This window comes from Amaricoccus sp. (assembly GCF_017993425.1).
Taxonomy (GTDB): Bacteria; Pseudomonadota; Alphaproteobacteria; order Rhodobacterales; family Rhodobacteraceae; genus Amaricoccus.
The window spans coordinates 71,934-90,551 of the sequence record NZ_JAGOMQ010000011.1; the positions used below are offsets into that span (position 1 = coordinate 71,934).

The window sequence follows — 18,618 nt, forward strand, 5'->3', positions numbered from 1 at the left end:
CTACACCGCCCAGAAATAGTTCGCGAGGTGGAACAGCAGCGGCGCCGAGAAGGCGAGGCTGTCCATGCGGTCGAGCATCCCCCCGTGCCCCTCGATCATCGTCCCCCAGTCCTTCGCCCCCAGCGAGCGCTTCACCGCCGACAGCACCAGCCCGCCGAGCGCCCCCGCCGCGACCAGCACCAGCGCCATCGCCAGCGCCCCCCACACCCCGAAGGGCGTCAGCCCGTGCAGCGCGCCGCCGAGCAGCGTCGCCGCCGCGCCGCCGTAGAGCAGCCCCTCGCGGGTCTTGCTCGGGCTGATCGCCGGCGCGAGCGGCGTCCGGCCGAAGCGCTTGCCGGCGAGGTACTGCGCCACGTCGCTGCCCTGCGTCACCAGCAGCAGGAAGGCGAGAAGCCCGAACGGCCCGGCGGCATGGTCCTCGAAGCGCAGCAGCAGCAGGGCAGGGGCGTGGCTCAGCGCATAGACCGTCAGCATCAGCGCCCACTGGATCTTCGCCACCCGTTGCAGGAAGTCCGTCGTCTCGCCGAAGGCGAGCGACAGCGAGGGCAAGGCGAGAAAGCCGTAGACCGGGATCGCGATCACGAAGACCGCGAGCCACGGCCAGAGCAGCAGCGCGTATTGCAGCGGCAGGAACACGTAGAACGCCGCCGCCAGCGCGTAGTGGTCGGCGAGCCGCGTCGGCGTCAGCGACAGGAACTCGCGCAGGCACCAGAACGACGCCAGCGCGAACAGGAGGATCGTCGCCGTCGTTCCCGCCGCGAAGGCGATCGCGAGGATGATGGTGATCGCCCACCAGGCGCGGATGCGGTCGTTGGCGTTACGGATCGTCGCGCTCTCGGGATGCCGCCGCGCCAGCGCCGCCCCGGCGAGGCTCGCGGCCAGCAGGAACACGAAGAGCGCCTCGAAGGTGAGCGGCATCGGCGCGAGCAGCGTCTCACGCATGGGCGGGCTCCGGGGCGGGCTCCGGCGCCTCGACCGGCAGGTCGGGATGCAGGCTGACCCCGAGCGCCACCACCGCGTCGCGGGCCCGCGCAAGGAAGGCGTCCCTTGCCTCGCCGGGGCCGGGCGCGATCGGCGCGCCGATCAGCGCCCGGGTGGAGACCGGGATCGGGATCGACACGCCCTTCGGCAGCGCCCGGCCGACGTCGTCGAGCCAGACCGGCACCAGCTGCACGTCGGGGTGCGCCATCGCAAGGTGGTAGAGCCCGGTCTTGAAGCGCAGCGGCGCCGGCCCCGGCCCCCGGCCGCCCTCCGGGAAGATGATGAGCGAATCCCCCTCGGCCAGCGCCGCGTGGAGCGGGTCCAGCGCCTCGCGCCCGCCGCCGCGCTCGATCAGCACCGCGCGCAGCACGTCGAGCGCGAAGAGCCGCCGCAGCCGCCCCGTCGCCCAGTAATCCTTCGCCGCCACCGGCCGCGTCCGCCGCCGCAACGGCGGCGGCAGCGCCGCCCACAGGACCACGGTGTCGAGGTTCGAGCGGTGGTTGGCGAAATAGATCCGCTGCCGCGAGGTCGGCTGCGCCCCCAGCCAGTAGGCGCGCCCGCCGACGAGAAACCGGGTCAGCCCGACCAGCGCCGCCTCGAGGATCATGCCCGCCCCCTCAGGTCCCGGGCGGTCCCGCGCCGCCGCCCTGTCGTCGCCAGCGCGCCCGGGGTCATGCCCGCGCCCTCGGGTTCCAGGCGAGGCGCCCGGCCGCCGCCGCCGCGCCCGGAATCGCCGCCGTTTGCGCGGAGCCGCCGCTCCGCCGCTGCGAGCGCGCGCCCTGTCATGCCCGCGCCCTCAGGTCCCGGGCGATGGCGCGGAGCCGCCGCGCCGCCGTCGCCAGCGCGCCGAGGAACACCGCCCACAGGATCAGCCGCGCCAGCCGCGGCTCGCCGTCGAGCGCCGCCTCGGCGAAGCCGACGACGCAGCCGAGCGTCACCGCCGCCATCCGGTGCTGCTTCGCCATCGGCCCCGCGAAGCTCTGCGCCAGCCCCAGCGTGCCGCCGAGCACCCGGACGTAGGCGGTGAAGAGCGCCGCGACGGCGGCCCAGAGCCCGAGGCCATAGGCGCCGACGGCGATCCCGAAGCCGACTAGGATCGCGGTGTCCTCGACCCGGTCGGGCGCCTCGTTCCAGAGCGCCCCCACCGGCCCGCCGCGCCCGCCCTCGATCGCCACCATGCCGTCGAGCAGGTTCGCCGCCAGCCGCAGCTGCACGAGGACCGCCCCGACCAGCCACAGCCACGCCCGCTCCGGCGCGAAGGCGAGGGCCGCGCAGGCGAGCCCCGCCGCGACGATCCCCGCCGCCGAGATCGCGTCCGGGCTCGCCCCGGCCCGCGTCAGCGCGCCCGCCGCCGCCCGCGCCCAACGCGTCCTCCGCGACGCCAGCGGCCGCCGCTCCCCCGCCCCGCTCACAGCCGCGCCGCCACGGCGTCGAGCGCCCGCGTCGGCAGCGCCCGGGTCAGCCCCGCCATGATCCGCGTCGCCGTCGTCACCCGGTAGCGCGGCGCCGGCCGCTTGCTCTCCAGCGCATGGACGAGCTTCGCCGTCACCGCCGAGGGCGGCAGCTCGAAGCGGCTCTTCGGCCCGTCCGCGGGCGCATAGAGCCGCCGCATCAGCCGGGTCTCGTAGGCGTCGCGATGCGGCGAGGCGCGCCAGTCGATCCACTTCTCGAAGCGCGGGACCGACTTCGCTCGGAACGGCGTGCCGATCGGCCCGGGCTCGATCGTCGAGACATGCACGCCCGTCCCCCGCAGCTCCAGCCGCAGCGTGTCCGTCAGCCCCTCCAGCGCGAACTTCGTCGCCACGTAGGCCCCCCGCCATGGCAGCGCCACGAAGCCGAGCACCGAGGAGTTCATCACCACCCGCCCCGCGCCCGCCGCCCGCATCGCCGGCAGCACCCGATTGGTCAGGTCGAGCTGCCCGAAGAGGTTGGTCTCGAAGATCTCCCGCATCGCCGCCCGCGGCAGGTCCTCCGTCGCCCCCGGGATCGCGAAGGCCCCGTTGTTGAAGAGCGCGTCGAGCCGCCCGCCGCCGCGCCCCAGCGCCTCCGCCGCGCCCTCCGCCACGCTCGCCTCGGAGGCGAGGTCGAGCGCCCAGCTCTCCAGCCCCTCCGCCGCCAGCGCCGCGGCGTCCTCCGCCGCCCGGCAGGTCGCGAACACCCGCCAGCCGCGCGCCCGGAGCGTCCGCGCCGCGTCGAGCCCGATGCCCGAGGAGCAGCCGGTGATCAGGATCGTCCGCAATCCGCCCGCCGCTCGACCACGACCGCCCCCGGCAATCCCCTCGCCTCCCTTCTAGGCCTCGCCCCGAGCACCGCACAAGACCCTCGCACCCCAGCGCCGCTCCCTGCCCGCCACCTTATGTTCCCTTAACGTTCCGGAAAAGCCGCCGCCCAATCCATGGTTAACGCAACGGCTCTGGATCTCGCGCGACCCAAGGGCTACACAACATCTATGGCCGACCTGACCGACGACCCCGACATCCCGTCCGGCGACGTGACCGTCGAGCCGCTCGCCCGGGCGCTCGGCGAGCGCTACCTCACCTACGCCCTCTCCACCATCACCCACCGCGCGCTGCCCGACGCCCGCGACGGGCTGAAGCCGGTGCATCGCCGCATCCTCTACGCCATGCGCGGGCTCCGCCTCGACCCGACCGGCGCCTTCCGCAAATGCGCCAAGATCGTCGGCGAGGTGATGGGCAACTACCACCCGCACGGCGATCAGGCGATCTACGACGCGCTCGCCCGCCTCGCCCAGGACTTCAACGTCCGCTATCCGCTCGTCGACGGCCAGGGCAACTTCGGCAACATCGACGGCGACAACCCGGCGGCGCAACGCTACACCGAGGCCCGCCTGACCGCGGCCGCCGCGGCGCTGATGGAGGGCCTCGCCGAGGACGCGGTCGACTTCCGCGACAACTACGACGGCTCCGAGCAGGAGCCGGTGGTCCTGCCGGCGGCCTTCCCCAACCTGCTCGCCAACGGCTCCTCCGGGATCGCCGTCGGCATGGCGACCAACATCCCGCCCCACAACATCGACGAGCTGGTCGGGGCCTGCCTCCACCTCGTGAAGCACCCGGGCGCCACGGACGAGAAGCTCCTCGACTTCGTCCAGGGCCCGGACTTCCCCACCGGCGGCGTCATCGTCGAGCCGCGCGCCGCCATCAAGGAGGCCTACCGCACAGGCCGCGGCGGCTTCCGCCTGCGCGCCCGCTGGGCGGTCGAGGACCTCGGCCGCGGAACCTGGCAGATCGTCGTCACCGAGATCCCCTACCAGGTCCAGAAGGGCCGCCTGATCGAGCGCCTCGCCGAGCTCATCAACCTCAAGAAGATCCCGATCCTCGCCGACGTGCGCGACGAGAGCGCCGAGGACGTCCGCATCGTGCTGGAGCCGCGCGCCCGCACCGTCGATCCCGCCGTCCTCATGGAGACGCTGTTCCGCTCCTCCGACCTCGAGACGCGCTTCGCGATGAACATGAACGTGCTCATCGATGGCCGCACCCCGCAGGTCGCCTCGCTCCGCGAGGTGCTGCGCGCCTTCCTCGACCACCGCCGCGACGTGCTCCTCCGCCGCTCGCGCCACCGGCTGGAGCGGATCGACGCGCGGCTGGAGATCCTCGAGGGCCTGCTAGTCGCCTACCTCAACCTCGACCGCATCATCGCGATCATCCGGACCGAGGACGAGCCGAAGCCGGTGATGATGGCGGAGTTCGCCCTCACCGACGCCCAGGCCGAGGCGATTCTCAACACCCGGCTCCGCGCGTTGCGCCGCCTCGAGGAGATGGAGCTGCGCGCCGAGCGCGATGCGCTGGTCGCCGAGCGGGCGGAGCTCGCGGCGCTCCTCGGCTCGGAGGAGCTGCAATGGGCGCGCATCGCCGACGAGTTGCGCGACGTCCGCAAGGCGTTCGGCAAGGACGCCCGCGGCGGCGCCCGCCGCACCGACTTCGCCGACGCGCCCGGGATCGAGGCGGCCGCCCCCGAGGCGATGATCGAGCGCGAGCCGGTCACCGTCATCCTCTCCGCCATGGGCTGGGTCCGGGCGATGCGCGGCCACCTCGCGCCCGACGCCGAGATCAAGTTCAAGGACGGCGACGGGCCGGGCTTCCTGCTCCACGCCGAGACCACCGACCGCATCCTGATGATGGCCTCGAACGGGCGGATGTTCACCCTCGCGGCAGTCAACCTTCCCGGCGGCCGCGGCATGGGCGAGCCGGTGCGGCTGCTCGTCGACCTGCCGAACGAGGCGCAGCCGGCGGCGCTCCTCGTCCATCGCCCGGGCGGGCGGCTGCTCCTCGCCTCCGACGCCGGCGACGGCTTCGTCCTGCCCGAGGACGAGGCGGTGGCGCAGACCCGCGCCGGCAAGCAGGCGATGAACCTCGGCGAGAAGGCGCGGGTGCGCGTCTGCCGCCGCGTCGCCGGCGACCACGTCGCCGCCGCGGGCGAGAACCGCAAGCTCCTGGTCTTCCCGCTCGCCGACCTGCCGGAGATGGGCCGCGGCAAGGGCGTGCGGCTGCAGAAGTACAAGGACGGCGGCCTCTCCGACGCGCTCGCCTTCACCCTCGCCGACGGGCTGAGCTGGAAGGACCCGGCCGGCCGCACCCGCACGGTGACGGCGGCCGAGCTTGCCGACTGGATCGGCCCGCGCGCCTCCGCCGGGCGGATGGCCCCGCGCGGCTTCCCGCAATCCAACCGCTTCGACTGAGACCTCGACTTACAGGGAAGGGAACCCCGATGCGCTCCATCCTGCTCGCCGCCGCCGCGGCGATCGCGCTCGCCGGCTGCGACAGCCTGTTCCAGCGGGAGGTCTCGCACGCGGCGGAGGTCTCGGCCACCGTCACCGCCGTCCGCCCGGCGACGCGCAGCATCGACCTCGCCACGGCGAGCGGCGAGACGCTGACGCTGACCGCCTCGCCCGACATGCGCAACTTCGACCAGATCGAGCCGGGCGACGTCGCCACGCTGCAGATGTTCGGCTCGATGTCGGTGCGCGTCGCCGATTCGACGGCGCCGAACCAGACCGACACCTTCGCGCTGATCGGCCGCGCCCCCAAGGGCGAGCGGCCGGGCTCGATCTTCGGCGCGGTGACGACGACGACGGTCACCTTCGTCTCCTACGACCCGCGGACCTTCGAGGCGGTGGTTACGCTCCCCTCCGGCGAGCGCCGCGCCGTGCGGGTCCAGCCGGGGATGCGCGCCTTCGCCGCCGCCCGCACCCCGGGCGAGCGCATCGAGGTGACGATCAGCGACGCGGTCGCCCTCTTCGTCGACGCCCCGGCCTGACCCCTTCCGCCCTTGCCTCCGCCGGGTCCGCCGGCCTCGCGGCCGCCGCCGCCCGGCGGACCCGGGCGCCGCGTCGAGGTCGCACGGGCTCCCCCGTTCCGCCCGCGGCGCGCTGCGGCGTGGCGCGGGCTTCGCCGTCTCCCCGCCCTGGAGGTGTGGGGACGAAGGGGTCGCGGGGGGCGCTTGATCTCTCGCGTTTGATCGCGGAGGTACCAAGCAATCTCATCAACCAAGCACGCCGATGTGCATTTTTGGCGAAGCCGAATTTGCGCGCAAATATATTTCGAAATATTTTTAATATAAACGGTGAAAATCATTGCATCGTTATCAGCGCCGCATTTCGCGGCGCCGTTCAACTCACTTCGAGGTTCGGCCGTCGCCGCCCCGGCCGCTCCTCGTCGAGCAGGTTGACATGCGCATGTCAACCTGCGGGCGCCGTCGCGGGACCAACCTTGCCGTTCGGAAGAACCTGGAGACGCGGGGCGCCCGCCGGAGCCTCACAGCCCCCCTCAGTCGATCGTCGCCGCCACCGCCGCCGCGTCCATGCCCTCGTCGAGCTCCCGCAGCCGCAGGTAGGCGAGCGCGGTGAAGCAGGCGACCAGCCCGTAGTAGACCGCGGTCAGCGCCGCCTCGATCCCGGCGGCGAGGAGCGGCGGCCCGCCGGCCGCCAGCATCAGCGGGCTGACGGCGAGGAGGAGCGCGACGACGACGAGCCCCATCCCGGCGATCGCGGCCGCGAGCGGCCAGCGCCGGCCCTCGGTCAGCGCCTGCGCCCGGCCCATCGCCTCCCAGCCGAGGTTCTCGAACAGCATCGCCGGCGCCCAGGGCAGCCAGCGCGCCGCGATGTAGAGCCCCGGCAATACCAGCGCCACCAGCCCGACCGCCGTCGCCAGCGACAGCAGCGTCCCGAGCACCACGAGCGGCCCGCCATGGCGCAGCGTCTGCGACAGGTAGTCGCCGAGGCCGTGGCGCTTGCCGAGCGCCACGTCGAGCCCCGCGAGGCACATCACCCCGGTGACGATGAACCCGACGACGATGTTGACGGCGAGCGCCAGCACGCCCGCCGCGGCGCCGCCCGGCCCGGCGACCGCCGCCGCCTCCGGCGCGGGGCCGCCGACCAGCGCATAGGTGGCGAGCGTCAGCCCGAGCGCCGGCACGAAGGCGAGCGGGAACAGGAAGCCGAAATGCCGCAGGAACAGCCCGACGCTGCCGGCCACCAGCCGGCCGATTCCGAGCGGCGGGGTCACCTCGCGCCCTTCCGGAACGCCTCGGGCTGCGCCTCGCGCGCCATCTGGTCGAGGACGCCGTTCACGAACTTCGCCTCCTTGCCGTCGGGATAGAACGCCTTGGCGAGCTCGAGATACTCGTTGATCGTCACCTTCGGCGGGGTGTCCGAGCCGAAGAGCTCGGCCCCGGCGGCGCGGAAGATCGCGCGCAGCGTCGGGTCGATCCGGTCGATCGGCCAGCGCGCCACCAGCGCCCGGTGCGTCAGCTGGTCGATCCGCGCCTGGTCGGCCACCGCCTCCGAGACCAGCCGGCGGAAATGCGCGCGGTCGGCGTCGTTGAGCCGGATCCCGTCGATCTCGGCGCCGATGCGCAGCGCCTCGAACTCCTCGATCACCTCCTCGAGCGGCGTGCCCGAGGCCTCCATCTGGAAGAGCGCCTGCACGGCGTAGAGGCGCGCCGCGGTGCGCATCCGCCGGGCCTGCGCCGCGGTCGGCTTCTTCGGCTCTGCGGGCGCGGTCATTTGCGGAAACCGAACCCCCGGGCCGCCGGCGCGAAGCGCCGCGCCAGTGCGATCAGGTGCAGGCAGGCCTCCGCGGCCCCGCCGCCCTTGTTCCCGCGGGCGGGATCGGCGCGCACCTCGGCCTGCTCGACGTTCTCCACCGTCAGGATGCCGTTGCCGACCGGCACGCCGTCGAGCCCGAGCAGCATCAGCCCCCGCGAGCTGTCGTTGCACACCGTCTCGTAATGCGTCGTCTCGCCGCGGATCACGCAGCCGAGCGCCACATATCCGTCGAACGCCCCCGCCCGCGCCGCGAGCCGGATCGCCGTCGGCACCTCCAGCGCCCCCGGCACCTCGACGATCTCGTGCCGCGCCCCGGCCTCGCCGAGCGCCGCCGTCGCCCCCGCCACCAGCGCGTCCGCGATGGCGCGATAATAGGGCGCCACCACGATCAGCACGCTCGTCTCGCCCTCGAGCCTCGGCGTCGCCAGCCCGTGATGATGATCCCGCTCCGCCATGGCTCAGCCCTGCGCCGCGGCGATCGGCCGCGTGCCGACGATGGCGAGCCCGTAGCCGTCGAGCCCCACCACCTTCGGCGTCGGCGAGTTGGTCAGCAGGACCAGCTCGCAGAGCCCGAGCGCGTTCAGGATCTGCGCCCCGATCCCGTATTGCCGCAGCCGGTTCGGCGACACGTGGTCGCCGGTGTCGAGCTTCATCGCCACATCGCGCAGCACCACGATCACCCCGCGCCCCTCCGCGGCCACCGCCAGCATCGCGTCGCGCAGCTGGTGCGTCCGCCCGGCATGGAGCCCCAGCAGGTCCTCGAACGGGTTGACCGCATGCATCCGCACCAGGATCGGCTCGGGCGTCGAGATGTCGCCCTTGCTCAGCACGATATGCTCGCCCCCCGCGACGACGTCGCTGAACACCCGCATCTGCCAGGCGCCGCCATACTCCGACTGCACCGCCTGCGCGCCCGTCTGCCGCACCAGGTTGTCGTGCCGCCGCCGATAGGCGATCAGGTCCGAGATCGTGCCGATCTTCAGCCCGTGGCGCTGCGCGAAGGCGACGAGGTCGGGCAGCCGCGCCATCGACCCGTCGTCGTTCATCACCTCGCAGATCACCCCCGACGGGTTCAGCCCGGCGAGCCGCGAGATGTCGACCGCCGCCTCCGTATGCCCCGCCCGCACCAGCACGCCCCCCGGCCGCGCCCGCAGCGGGAATATGTGCCCCGGCGTCGCGATGTCCTGCGGCCCCGAGCGCGGGTCGATCGCCACCGCCACGGTCCGCGCCCGGTCATGCGCCGAGATGCCGGTCGTCACCCCCTCGCGCGCCTCGATCGACACGGTGAACGCCGTCTCGTGCCGCGACGAGTTCGACGACGACATCAGCTGCAACCCGAGCGCGTCGAGCCGCTCGCCCGGCATGGACAGGCAGATCAGCCCGCGCCCGTGCGTCGCCATGAAGTTGATCGCGTTCGGCGTGCACATCTGCGCCGGGATCACGAGGTCGCCCTCGTTCTCGCGGTCCTCGTGGTCGACGAGGATGAACATCCGTCCGTTGCGCGCATCCTCGATGATCTCCTCGACCGAGGAGATCGCATCCCGCAGATACTGGTCGTCAGCCACCGTCCGGCCCACCCCGCATTTTCGCGAGCGGAGTATCCCAGCCCGCGGCGGTTTTCCAGCGGCGTCATGCGGGCGGCGGCGCCGACGAGCCCCGCACCACCAGAGTCGCGTCCAGCCGCTCGCGGCGCACCTCGTCGCCGGCGTCGAGGATCGCCGCGACCGCGCGCCGGCCGATCTCCTCGATCGGCTGCGCCACCGTGGTCAGCGGGGGCGTGCTCGCCTCGCCGTCGCGCACCCCGTCGAAGCCGACCACCGACACCCGCTCCGGCACGGCGATCCCCTCCGCCCGCAGCCAGCGCAGCGCCGCGAGCGCGATCCGGTCCGACTGCGCCAGCAGCGCCGTCGGCGGCTCCGGCGCGGCGAAAAGCTCGGCCAGCGCCGGCCCGACCTCCGCGTCCGTCCCGATCTCGAAGACCGGCAGCGCCGCCACGTCCACCCCGAACGCGCCCAGCGCCTCGCCGTACCCGCGCAGCCGCTCCGCCGACGAGGCGTAGCGCGCCGCCGCGATCCGCTCCGGCGTCGTCCGCCCCGAGCCGCCCTCCGAGAACGGCATCGCCAGCACCGCGAAGCGCCGGTGCCCCAGCTCCGCGAGGTGCCGCGCCGCGATCCGCGCCCCCGCCGCGTCGTCGACCGCCACCACCGAGGCCCCCTCGCCGCCCTCGCCGAAGGCGAGCGCCACGAAGGGCAGCCGCCGCTCGCGCGACGCCTCGATCAGCCCGCCCGCGTCCTCGAGGCAGAACAGGATGAAGCCGTCGACCAGCGCGCTCTTCATGTTCCAGGCGAGCTCGCGCTCGCTCGCCGCCGAGATGAGCGAGATCCCCGCCCCGCGCGCCTCGCAGGCCGCGGCGACGCTCGTCATCATCTCGCGCGAGTAGGGGTCCTCGAAGAAATACGACAGCGGCTCGCTCGTCGCGACGCCGATGGCGTTGACCTTGCCCGCGCTGAGCAGCCGCCCCTTGGGGTCCGGCCCGCGATAGCCGAGCTCCGCCGCCGCCGCGCGCACCCGCTCCTGCACCGCCGCGCTCACCACGTCCGGCCGGTTGAACACGTTCGAGACCGTCGCCTTCGACACGCCCGCCGCCGCCGCTACATCGGCCAGCCGCGCCGCCCCCCCCGCGATTCGCGCCATCTCGCCTCCCCGTCGCTGCGGTCCCGCGCCACTTCTAGCACAGCCGCTGAACCGGTTCAAAATCTGCTTGACGACTCGGTGCCCGCGGCGTATTGAACCGGTTAAACAAAACATTGAACCGGTGCAATCCGTCACCGCCGCCGCAAGGAGGCCGCCATGGCCATGACCTTCGACATCCCGGGCCGACCCGCGTCCCCCGCCTTCCTCCCCGACCTGGCCGCCGCGCTCCGCGCCGGCTGGCGCGAATGGCGCCGCCGCAGCGCCGACCGCGCCGCCTTCCGCCGCCTCGCCCGCCTCGACGCCCGCCTCCTCCGCGACATGGGCGTCGACCCCGAGGCGACCGCCCCCTTCCGCGAGGATCCGCTTCCCTTCGGCCTCCGCATCCTGATCTCCAGGGGCCGCTACGTCTGACCCCTCCCCCGATCGTCCGGCCCCTTGGCCGGGCGCGTCGGCGGCGCAGCCGCGAGGCGCGCGCCCCTGCGCGCCTTCGCGCAACGCCCCCCTGATCCGGTGCATGAAGGCGCGGCCCCCGCCGGAGGAACGCCATGCCCGACCACGCCCCCGAGATCCGCCTGATTCCCATCGCCGAGATCGACGCCGAGGCGCTGCTGCGCGACCGCGGCACGCCCGACCCCGAGGGCCTGGCCGAGCTCCGCGCCTCCGTGCTCGTCCACGGCGTCCGCCAGCCGATCGAGGTCTGGGAGGCCCCCGAGGCCGCCGACCTGCCGCCCGGCGCCTTCCGCTTCGGCCTGATCACCGGCTGGCGCCGTCTCCACGTCGCGACCGCGCTCAACGCCGAGACCGGCGGCCTCCTCTGCAGGACCATCCCCGCCCTGATCCGCCCCGCCCCCGAGACCAGCGAGGAGGGGATGGTGGCCATGGTCGAGGAGAACGAGATCCGCGCCGACCTCTCGGCCTGGGAGCGTGGCCGCCTGATCGTCCGCGCCCGCGACCACGGCATCTTCCCCACCCTCGACGCCGCCATCGAGGCGCTCTACCGGAACGTCGGCCGAAACAAGCGGATCCGCCTGCGCCAGCTCGCCACGGTGGTCGAGGAGCTGGACGGGCTCCTTCATGCGCCGGAAGGGCTGAGCCAGCGCCAGGCGCTCCGGCTCGCGGAGGCTTGCCAGCGCGGATACGCGGACCTGATCCGCGCCGCGCTCTCGAGCCTCGGCCGCGCCGCGCGGGCGGCCCAGTGGGACGCGCTCGCCCCCATCCTGCGCGAGATGGACGAGACCCCGGAGACGCCGGCGGCCGTCGCCCGCCCGGGCCGGCCCCGCCGCCTCTCGGAGCCCCGCCCCGGCCTCGTCATCCGCCGCGAGCGGACGCGCGCCGGCTATTCCCTCCACTTCAACGGCCCCGACGCCACCCCGCTCCTGATCGATGCGGTCTTCGACGAGATCGACCGGCTCTTCTCGCCGGCGTGAGGTCGGGGCCGGAACGTCCCCCGGGGGCCGTTCCTGCGTGCCCAACGTCGCGACGTTTCGGCGTCGTTGCCCGGCCGGCTCGCGGCGCATTCGCGCCGCGGGTCGCGAGCCCAGGCAGACACGAACGGACGACGCCTCGATCATGTTTATATTGCGCGCAAATATAATTCGAAATATATTTGTAAATATTTTGAATATAGATGGCGAAAATCATCGCCTCATTGGCAGCGCCGCATTTCGCGGCGCCGTTCGACTCCCTTGGAACTGGCGCCCCCCTTGTCCGAACCGCTCCGCGTCGGGCAGGTTGACATGCGCATGTCAACCTGCGGGAGCCGTCGCGAGGCGGGACATCGCCGCTGGCGAACCCTTGCCGCCTCCGTCGTGGAGCGCGCCGCTGGCCAGATGCGAAATTCTCGCTCACGTAAAATCAATGGGTTAGGCAATTTTCACGCGTGAACACCCGCGCTCCGGCACGCGTTCCCGTCTGGACTCCGCCCCCCGGCTCCCCTAGAGCAGCCCCGGCCTGAGAAACGGGGGAAGAGACGCCATGCGGGTCTACTATGATCGCGACTGCGACATCAATCTGATCAAGGACCGCAAGGTCGCCATCGTCGGCTACGGCTCGCAGGGCCACGCCCACGCCCTCAACCTCCGCGACAGCGGGGTGAAGAACGTGGTCGTCGCCCTGCGGCCCGGCTCGCCCTCGGCGAAGAAGGCCGAAGGCGAGGGCCTCCAGGTCATGGAGATCGCCGAGGCGGCGAAATGGGCCGACCTCGTCATGATGACCATGCCGGACGAGCTGCAGGCCGACACCTACCGCAAGTACATCCACGACAATCTCCGCGACGGCGCCGCCATCGCCTTCGCCCACGGCCTCAACGTCCATTTTGGCCTCATCGAGGCGAAGAAGGCCGTCGACGTCATCATGATGGCCCCCAAGGGTCCCGGCCACACCGTCCGCGGCGAGTTCGTCAAGGGCGGCGGCGTCCCCTGCCTCGTCGCCGTCGACAACGACGCCTCGGGGAACGCCCTCGAGATCGCCAAGTCCTACTGCTCCGCGATCGGCGGCGGCCGGTCGGGCATCATCGAGACCGACTTCAAGGAGGAGTGCGAGACCGACCTCTTCGGCGAGCAGGCCGTGCTCTGCGGCGGCCTCGTCGAGCTGATCCGCCTCGGCTTCGAGACGCTGGTCGAGGCCGGCTACGAGCCGGAGATGGCCTATTTCGAGTGCCTCCACGAGGTGAAGCTGATCGTCGACCTCATCTACGAGGGCGGCATCGCCAACATGAACTACTCGATCTCGAACACCGCCGAGTACGGCGAGTACGTCTCCGGGCCCCGGGTGCTGCCGCGCGAGGAGACCAAGGCGCGGATGAAGGCGATCCTCGAGGACATCCAGACCGGCCGCTTCGTCTCGAGCTTCATGGCCGAGAACGCCGTCGGCCAGCCGTTCTTCAAGGCCACCCGCCGCCGCAACGACAGCCACCAGATCGAGGCGGTCGGCGAGAAGCTCCGCGGGATGATGCCCTGGATCGGCAAGGGCAAGATGGTCGACAAGGCCCGCAACTGACCCCGCCCATCCCGGGCCGTCCTCCGCGGCCGGCCCGGGATGGACAGCCCGGGCAGCCGGGCGCATAAGGTCGCGGCCGACACGGGAGGGTCCGATGGAGAAGTTCACCAAGCTCGACGGCGTGGCCGCGCCGCTGCCCCTGATCAACGTCGACACCGACATGATCATCCCCAAGCAGTTCCTGAAGACCATCGCCCGCACCGGCCTCGGCAAGAGCCTGTTCTTCGAGATGCGCTACGACGAGCAGGGGAACGAGATCCCCGACTTCGTCCTCAACCGCCCCGCCTACCGCAACGCCAAGGTGATCGTCGCCGGCGACAACTTCGGCTGCGGCTCCTCCCGCGAGCACGCCCCCTGGGCGCTCCTCGATTTCGGCATCCGCTGCGTGATCTCCACGAGCTTCGCCGACATCTTCTACAACAACTGCTTCAAGAACGGCGTCCTGCCGATCGTCGTCTCCCCCGAGATCCTCGAGAAGCTGATGGACGACGCCGAACGCGGCGCGAACGCGACGCTCTCGATCGACCTCGAGAGCCAGACCATCAAGGGCCCCGACGGCGGCACGGTCTCCTTCGACATCGACCCGTTCCGCAAGCACTGCCTGCTGAACGGCCTCGACGACATCGGCCTGACGCTGGAGAAGGCCGACGACATCGACGCCTACGAGGCCCGCCAGCGCGCCGACACGCCCTGGCTCGCCGCCGGCTGAGCTTAACCGCGGCGTAACGGAGCTGCGGCAAGGCTCGCCGCATGCTCCGCCCCATCCTCCTCGCGCTCGCCCTCCTCGCCGCCGCCTCCGCCCGCGGCGAGGCGATCCGCCTCGCCACCTACAACGTCGACCTCTCCCGCGACGGCCCCGGCCTTCTCCTGCAGGAGCTGGCCGACGGGCCCGGCCCCAAGGCGCGCGCCGCCGTCGCCGCGATCCAGGCGGCGCGGCCCGACGTCCTCGTCCTCCAGCAGTTCGACCACGACCTCCGCGGCTACGCGCTCGCCGCCTTCGCCGACCTGCTGGCGCAGGGCCCGGACGGGCTCGACTATCCCCACCGCTTCGCGCCGCCGGTCAACGCCGGCGTGCCCTCGGGCGAGGACCTCGACGGCGACGGCTCCCGCACCGGCTGGGGCGACGGCCACGGCTGGGGCAAGTTCCCCGGCCACGGCGCCATCGCCATCCTGTCGCGCCTGCCCCTCGACGCCGCGGCCGCCCGCACCTTCCGCGCCTTCCGCTGGGCCGACCTCCCCGGCGCGCGCCTCCCCGACCGGCCCGACGGAACGCCCTTCCTGCCGGCGTCGGCGCGCCTCTCCTCCCGCGCCCATTGGGACGTCCCGGTCGTCCTGCCCGACGGCGGCCGCCTCCACCTCCTGACGGCGCACCCGACCCCGCCGCTCTTCGACGGCCCGGAGCGGCGCAACCTCCTCAGGAACGCCGACGAGATCCGCTTCTGGACGCTCTACTTGGACGGCGCGCTGCTCGGCGACGACGCCGGCCACGCGGCCGGCGCTCCGGACGACCCGGTGGTGCTGCTCGGCGACCTCAACCTCGACCCCTTCGACGGCGCCGGCGACCACGAGGCGATCCGCGCCCTCCTCGCCCATCCCCGCCTCCAGGACCCGGCCCCCGCCGGTCCCGGCGCCGCGGCCGCGGCCGCGCAGGGGGGCGCCAACGCCGGCCAGGCCGGCCCGCCCGGGCTCGACACCGCCGACTGGCGCGACGACCCCGGCCCGGGCAACCTGCGGGTGGACTACATCCTCCCCGACGCCCGCCTCCACGTCCTCGCCGCCGGCCTCGCCTGGCCCGAGGCCGCCGGGACCGGGGAGGCTCCGGCGCACGCGCTGGTCTGGGCCGACGTCGAGGCAGGCGGCCTTTCGCGCGAGGCCGCCGCGCTAGCAAGGGCTCCGGGCGCGGCGCTGGCGGCGCGATAGGGACGACCTCACCGATGAAGGCGATCCTTCGTCGCCGCCAGAAGGAAGGGTCTCCTTAGCCCGGCCGCGCGTTGTTCACGCGTGAAAATTGCTTAAGTCATTGATTTTGCTAGAGGTGATCTGCGGCAGGCGCGGTCGTCGGCGCAGGTCCGTCGCTCAGCCTCGGACCGCGCGCTCGATCGCCTCGCGGATCAGGCGCTGATAGGGGATGCCGCGCTCGGCGGCGCGGGCCTTGACGGCGTCGATCAGCGGCTGCGGCAGGCGCATGTTGACGCGGGCGGTCTTGGGCTCCGCCTCCCAGGTGAGCGGCTTGAAGGCGGCGAAGTCGAGGTCGGAGAGGTCCTGGTCGAGGAAGGCCTCGGCCTCCTCGTCAGTGGTCATGGTCGGAACCGAACGCGGCTTCATAGCGGGCGATCTCCCTTGCGTGCATGTAGCGGGCGCTGATCGGGCGGACGCGCGCGCCGCGAAAGCAGAAGGCGATGAAGACCGGGCGACCGGCGGGAGTGCGCCCGATCGCGATGAACCGCTGTTCTGACAGCGAGTGCGCCGGATCGGGCGCGACGCGGGCGCCGGTCCGCATCGCAAGTTCGATCTCCGAAAGGGTCAGGCCGTGCTTCTGCGCCTTGGCGCGGTTGCCGTCGTCCCAATCGAAGAGCATGGGGGAATGTACATACGGATGGATGTACGTTCAAGTCGCGGCGGCCTTACTGGAGCGACGCCGGCACGGGGTGGTCTGAGCGATCGGGGACTAAACAGAGATAGTGTGCGCAAGCGGCCCGCCCTCCTATGCTGGCCGTTCTTGCTTTGCCGTTAAGGATAGCTCAAGAGGAAGGTTGATGACCTCGCCTAGCAACCATTACAGTACGGCAGATTTTCCGGAGGAGACAATGAGAAAGGCTTCTCTTAGCAAGGAATTGGAGAAGCAACTGCGCAAGCAGAAAAAGCGATTCATCAAGAAGTTCGGCCGCGAACCCGGTCCAAACGATCCGATTTTCTTCAATCCGGACACCGACAATCCCGAGCCGATCACCGAGGCGCAGGTTGAGGAAATGGCGCGTGCAATGCTAAAGGCTATGATATCCTCTGGACTGCCCGCCCATCTGATCTACGCCTACCAAAAGACAGGTCTGGTGGTTTCGGAAGAGGGCTATAAGAATATATCTCCAGAGGATCGCGCGGCATATAATTCTGCAATCGATGAGTATTTTGCCATCGAAAAGGCTAGCAGCAGCAACCCGCAGTAGAGTTTCTATCTGGCGAACTTCTTATACTTGATCCGCTTCGGCTCCACCGCGTCGGGCCCCAGCCGGCGGATCTTGTCGGCCTCGTAGTCCTCGAAGTTGCCCTCGAACCACTCGACGTGACCCTCGCCCTCGAAGGCCAGCATGTGGGTGCAGATGCGGTCGAGGAAGAAACGGTCGTGCGAGATCACCACGGCGCAGCCGGCGAAGTCGACGAGGGCGTCCTCCAGGGCGCGCAGGGTCTCGACGTCGAGGTCGTTGGTGGGCTCGTCGAGGAGGAGGACGTTGCCGCCGGAGCGGAGGAGCTTCGCCAGGTGGACGCGGTTGCGCTCGCCGCCCGACAACAACCCGACCTTCTTCTGCTGGTCGCTGCCCTTGAAGTTGAAGGCGGAGCAGTAGGCGCGGGAGTTCATCTCGGCGTCGCCGAGCTTCACCACGTCGAGGCCGTCGGAGATCTCCTCCCAGACGGTCTTCGTCGGGGTCAGCGCGTCGCGGGACTGGTCGACGTAGGAGAGCTGGACGCTGTCGCCGTAGACGATCTCGCCGGAATCGGGCGCCTCCTGGCCGGTGAGCATGCGGAAGAGCGTGGTCTTGCCGGCGCCGTTGGGGCCGATCACGCCGACGATGCCGCCGGGGGGGAGGCGGAAGGTCAGGTCGTCGATCAACTCGCGGTCGCCGTAGTGCTTCTCGAGGCCCGTGACGTCGATGACGTTCTGGCCGAGGCGGGGGCCGTTGGGGATGACGATCTGGGCGGTGGCGATCTTCTCGCGCTCGGATTTGGAGGCGAGCTCGTTGTAGGCGTTGATGCGGGCCTTCTGCTTGGCCTGGCGGGCCTTGGCGCCCTGGCGGATCCAGTCGAGCTCGCGGGAGAGGGTCTTCTGGCGGGCCTTGTCCTCGCGGGCCTCCTGCTCGAGGCGCTTGGCCTTCTGCTCCAGCCAGGCGGAGTAGTTGCCCTCGTAGGGGATGCCGCGGCCGCGGTCGAGCTCGAGGATCCAGCCGGTGATGTCGTCGAGGAAGTAGCGGTCGTGGGTGACGATGAGGATCGTGCCCTTGTACTCGATCAGGTGCTTCTGCAGCCAGGCGATGGTCTCGGCGTCGAGGTGGTTCGTCGGCTCGTCGAGGAGCAGCATCTCGGGGGCCTCGAGGAGCAGCTTGCAGAGGGCGACGCGGCGCTTCTCGCCGCCGGAGAGCGTGTCGACGGAGGCGTCGTCGGGGGGGCAGCGCAGCGCCTCCATGGCGACGTCGACCTGTGAATCGAGGTCCCAGAGGTTCTGGGCGTCGATCTGGTCCTGGAGGGCGGTCATCTCCTCCATGAGCTCGTCCGAGTAGTCCTCGGCGACCTTCATGGCGACCTCGTTGTAGCGGTCGAGGAGCGCGCGCCTGGCGGCGACGCCTTCCATGACGTTACCGCGGACGTCGAGGGCGGGGTCGAGCTCGGGCTCCTGGGGGAGGTAGCCGACGCGGGCGCCCTCGGCGGCCCAGGCCTCGCCCTGGAAGTCCTTGTCGATGCCGGCCATGATCCTGAGGAGCGAGGACTTGCCCGAGCCGTTGACGCCGACGACGCCGATCTTCACCCCGGGGAGGAAGTTGAGGCGGATGTTCTCGAACACCTTCTTGCCGCCGGCATAGGCCTTGGTCAGGCCGTCCGTGTGGTAGACGTACTGGTAGGCGGCCATGGCGTTCCCTCCGGCTTGGACGGGCGGGGATGTAGCGGCTCGGCGG

The 18,618-nt window shown here is 71.7% G+C and carries 20 protein-coding genes; 8 read left to right on the forward strand and 12 right to left on the reverse strand.

What is annotated here, in order from left to right:
• The 4 genes from KBB57_RS07280 to KBB57_RS07295 all read right to left on the reverse strand — a co-directional run bounded on the left by KBB57_RS07280 (position 1) and on the right by KBB57_RS07295 (position 3,220).
• The gene (locus KBB57_RS07280) at positions 1 to 942 is read right to left on the reverse strand and encodes a phosphatidate cytidylyltransferase (protein WP_290748125.1); all 942 of its coding nucleotides are present in this window, start codon (positions 940 to 942) and stop codon (positions 1 to 3) included.
• A complete protein-coding gene (locus KBB57_RS07285) occupies positions 935 to 1,588 on the reverse strand; it encodes a 1-acyl-sn-glycerol-3-phosphate acyltransferase (RefSeq protein WP_290748128.1) in 654 nt (217 codons plus the stop codon). Before KBB57_RS07285 ends, KBB57_RS07280 begins: the two co-directional genes overlap by 8 nt.
• 175 nt (positions 1,589 to 1,763) lie before the next feature.
• A complete protein-coding gene (locus KBB57_RS07290; protein WP_290748131.1) occupies positions 1,764 to 2,393 on the reverse strand; it encodes a CDP-alcohol phosphatidyltransferase family protein in 630 nt (209 codons plus the stop codon).
• Positions 2,390 to 3,220, reverse strand: coding sequence for an SDR family NAD(P)-dependent oxidoreductase (locus KBB57_RS07295; protein ID WP_290748134.1), 831 nt, complete (start codon positions 3,218 to 3,220; stop codon positions 2,390 to 2,392). Before KBB57_RS07295 ends, KBB57_RS07290 begins: the two co-directional genes overlap by 4 nt.
• Before the next feature lie 210 nt (positions 3,221 to 3,430).
• On the opposite strand from KBB57_RS07295, the gene parC reads away from it, so the two are divergent.
• Both parC and KBB57_RS07305 read left to right on the forward strand, forming a co-directional pair.
• Positions 3,431 to 5,677: a DNA topoisomerase IV subunit A gene (gene parC / locus KBB57_RS07300; protein ID WP_290748137.1), complete on the forward strand. Its 2,247-nt coding sequence runs from the start codon at positions 3,431 to 3,433 to the stop codon at positions 5,675 to 5,677.
• 29 nt (positions 5,678 to 5,706) lie between these two features.
• A complete protein-coding gene (locus KBB57_RS07305) occupies positions 5,707 to 6,255 on the forward strand; it encodes a hypothetical protein (protein ID WP_290748139.1) in 549 nt (182 codons plus the stop codon).
• A 509-nt stretch (positions 6,256 to 6,764) separates the two neighbouring features.
• On the opposite strand, the gene KBB57_RS07310 is transcribed toward KBB57_RS07305, so the two are convergent.
• The 5 genes from KBB57_RS07310 to KBB57_RS07330 all read right to left on the reverse strand — a co-directional run bounded on the left by KBB57_RS07310 (position 6,765) and on the right by KBB57_RS07330 (position 10,738).
• Positions 6,765 to 7,502: a hypothetical protein gene (locus tag KBB57_RS07310; RefSeq protein ID WP_290748142.1), complete on the reverse strand. Its 738-nt coding sequence runs from the start codon at positions 7,500 to 7,502 to the stop codon at positions 6,765 to 6,767.
• Positions 7,499 to 8,002, reverse strand: a complete 504-nt coding sequence (gene nusB, locus KBB57_RS07315) for a transcription antitermination factor NusB (RefSeq protein WP_290748145.1) — start codon at positions 8,000 to 8,002, stop codon at positions 7,499 to 7,501. The genes KBB57_RS07310 and nusB overlap by 4 nt, the downstream gene beginning before the upstream one ends.
• On the reverse strand, positions 7,999 to 8,499 hold the full coding sequence (locus tag KBB57_RS07320) for a 6,7-dimethyl-8-ribityllumazine synthase (RefSeq protein ID WP_290748148.1): 501 nt from the start codon (positions 8,497 to 8,499) through the stop codon (positions 7,999 to 8,001). Before KBB57_RS07320 ends, nusB begins: the two co-directional genes overlap by 4 nt.
• Before the next feature lie 3 nt (positions 8,500 to 8,502).
• Positions 8,503 to 9,609, reverse strand: a complete 1,107-nt coding sequence (gene ribB / locus KBB57_RS07325) for a 3,4-dihydroxy-2-butanone-4-phosphate synthase (RefSeq protein ID WP_290748152.1) — start codon at positions 9,607 to 9,609, stop codon at positions 8,503 to 8,505.
• Positions 9,610 to 9,673: 64 nt separating this feature from the next.
• Positions 9,674 to 10,738 carry a LacI family DNA-binding transcriptional regulator gene (locus KBB57_RS07330; RefSeq protein ID WP_290748155.1) on the reverse strand — a complete coding sequence of 355 codons (1,065 nt, stop codon included), beginning with the start codon at positions 10,736 to 10,738 and terminating at the stop codon, positions 9,674 to 9,676.
• A 156-nt stretch (positions 10,739 to 10,894) separates the two neighbouring features.
• Between KBB57_RS07330 and KBB57_RS07335 the strand changes: the two genes are divergently transcribed.
• The 5 genes from KBB57_RS07335 to KBB57_RS07355 all read left to right on the forward strand — a co-directional run bounded on the left by KBB57_RS07335 (position 10,895) and on the right by KBB57_RS07355 (position 15,655).
• Entirely contained in the window at positions 10,895 to 11,149 is a 255-nt protein-coding gene (locus KBB57_RS07335; RefSeq protein ID WP_290748158.1) for a hypothetical protein, read from the forward strand.
• A gap of 134 nt (positions 11,150 to 11,283) precedes the next feature.
• Positions 11,284 to 12,165, forward strand: a complete 882-nt coding sequence (locus KBB57_RS07340; RefSeq protein ID WP_290748161.1) for a ParB N-terminal domain-containing protein — start codon at positions 11,284 to 11,286, stop codon at positions 12,163 to 12,165.
• 547 nt (positions 12,166 to 12,712) lie between these two features.
• Positions 12,713 to 13,735 carry a ketol-acid reductoisomerase gene (gene ilvC, locus KBB57_RS07345; protein WP_290748164.1) on the forward strand — a complete coding sequence of 341 codons (1,023 nt, stop codon included), beginning with the start codon at positions 12,713 to 12,715 and terminating at the stop codon, positions 13,733 to 13,735.
• 94 nt (positions 13,736 to 13,829) lie between these two features.
• Positions 13,830 to 14,444: a 3-isopropylmalate dehydratase small subunit gene (gene leuD, locus KBB57_RS07350; protein ID WP_290748167.1), complete on the forward strand. Its 615-nt coding sequence runs from the start codon at positions 13,830 to 13,832 to the stop codon at positions 14,442 to 14,444.
• 41 nt (positions 14,445 to 14,485) lie between these two features.
• Entirely contained in the window at positions 14,486 to 15,655 is a 1,170-nt protein-coding gene (locus KBB57_RS07355) for an endonuclease/exonuclease/phosphatase family protein (RefSeq protein ID WP_290748170.1), read from the forward strand.
• A gap of 156 nt (positions 15,656 to 15,811) precedes the next feature.
• Here KBB57_RS07355 and KBB57_RS07360 read toward each other — a convergent pair whose 3' ends face one another.
• Together KBB57_RS07360 and KBB57_RS07365 are read right to left on the reverse strand one after the other, a co-directional pair.
• Positions 15,812 to 16,036 (reverse strand): CopG family antitoxin, encoded by a 225-nt coding sequence (locus tag KBB57_RS07360; protein ID WP_290748171.1) that lies wholly within the window; start codon positions 16,034 to 16,036, stop codon positions 15,812 to 15,814.
• Complete coding sequence (locus KBB57_RS07365; RefSeq protein WP_290748174.1) at positions 16,026 to 16,313, reverse strand: BrnT family toxin; 288 nt, start codon at positions 16,311 to 16,313, stop codon at positions 16,026 to 16,028. Before KBB57_RS07365 ends, KBB57_RS07360 begins: the two co-directional genes overlap by 11 nt.
• A gap of 229 nt (positions 16,314 to 16,542) precedes the next feature.
• Here KBB57_RS07365 and KBB57_RS07370 point away from each other — a divergent pair, with 229 nt between their 5' ends.
• Positions 16,543 to 16,899 carry a hypothetical protein gene (locus KBB57_RS07370; RefSeq protein WP_290748176.1) on the forward strand — a complete coding sequence of 119 codons (357 nt, stop codon included), beginning with the start codon at positions 16,543 to 16,545 and terminating at the stop codon, positions 16,897 to 16,899.
• A 5-nt stretch (positions 16,900 to 16,904) separates the two neighbouring features.
• Here KBB57_RS07370 and ettA read toward each other — a convergent pair whose 3' ends face one another.
• A complete protein-coding gene (gene ettA / locus KBB57_RS07375; protein ID WP_290748178.1) occupies positions 16,905 to 18,572 on the reverse strand; it encodes an energy-dependent translational throttle protein EttA in 1,668 nt (555 codons plus the stop codon).
• Positions 18,573 to 18,618 lie beyond the last annotated feature (46 nt).

Excerpts from the sequence above, each read along its gene's own strand:
- KBB57_RS07280 (WP_290748125.1), bottom strand. The coding sequence starts at position 942 with ATGCGTGAGACGCTGCTCGCGCCGATGCCGCTCACCTTCGAGGCGCTC.
- KBB57_RS07285 (WP_290748128.1), bottom strand. The coding sequence starts at position 1,588 with ATGATCCTCGAGGCGGCGCTGGTCGGGCTGACCCGGTTTCTCGTCGGC.
- parC (WP_290748137.1), top strand. The coding sequence starts at position 3,431 with ATGGCCGACCTGACCGACGACCCCGACATCCCGTCCGGCGACGTGACC.
- KBB57_RS07305 (WP_290748139.1), top strand. The coding sequence starts at position 5,707 with ATGCGCTCCATCCTGCTCGCCGCCGCCGCGGCGATCGCGCTCGCCGGC.
- nusB (WP_290748145.1), bottom strand. The coding sequence starts at position 8,002 with ATGACCGCGCCCGCAGAGCCGAAGAAGCCGACCGCGGCGCAGGCCCGG.
- KBB57_RS07320 (WP_290748148.1), bottom strand. The coding sequence starts at position 8,499 with ATGGCGGAGCGGGATCATCATCACGGGCTGGCGACGCCGAGGCTCGAG.
- KBB57_RS07330 (WP_290748155.1), bottom strand. The coding sequence starts at position 10,738 with ATGGCGCGAATCGCGGGGGGGGCGGCGCGGCTGGCCGATGTAGCGGCG.
- KBB57_RS07335 (WP_290748158.1), top strand. The coding sequence starts at position 10,895 with ATGGCCATGACCTTCGACATCCCGGGCCGACCCGCGTCCCCCGCCTTC.
- KBB57_RS07340 (WP_290748161.1), top strand. The coding sequence starts at position 11,284 with ATGCCCGACCACGCCCCCGAGATCCGCCTGATTCCCATCGCCGAGATC.
- ilvC (WP_290748164.1), top strand. The coding sequence starts at position 12,713 with ATGCGGGTCTACTATGATCGCGACTGCGACATCAATCTGATCAAGGAC.
- leuD (WP_290748167.1), top strand. The coding sequence starts at position 13,830 with ATGGAGAAGTTCACCAAGCTCGACGGCGTGGCCGCGCCGCTGCCCCTG.
- KBB57_RS07355 (WP_290748170.1), top strand. The coding sequence starts at position 14,486 with ATGCTCCGCCCCATCCTCCTCGCGCTCGCCCTCCTCGCCGCCGCCTCC.
- KBB57_RS07360 (WP_290748171.1), bottom strand. The coding sequence starts at position 16,036 with ATGACCACTGACGAGGAGGCCGAGGCCTTCCTCGACCAGGACCTCTCC.
- KBB57_RS07365 (WP_290748174.1), bottom strand. The coding sequence starts at position 16,313 with ATGCTCTTCGATTGGGACGACGGCAACCGCGCCAAGGCGCAGAAGCAC.
- KBB57_RS07370 (WP_290748176.1), top strand. The coding sequence starts at position 16,543 with ATGAGAAAGGCTTCTCTTAGCAAGGAATTGGAGAAGCAACTGCGCAAG.
- ettA (WP_290748178.1), bottom strand. The coding sequence starts at position 18,572 with ATGGCCGCCTACCAGTACGTCTACCACACGGACGGCCTGACCAAGGCC.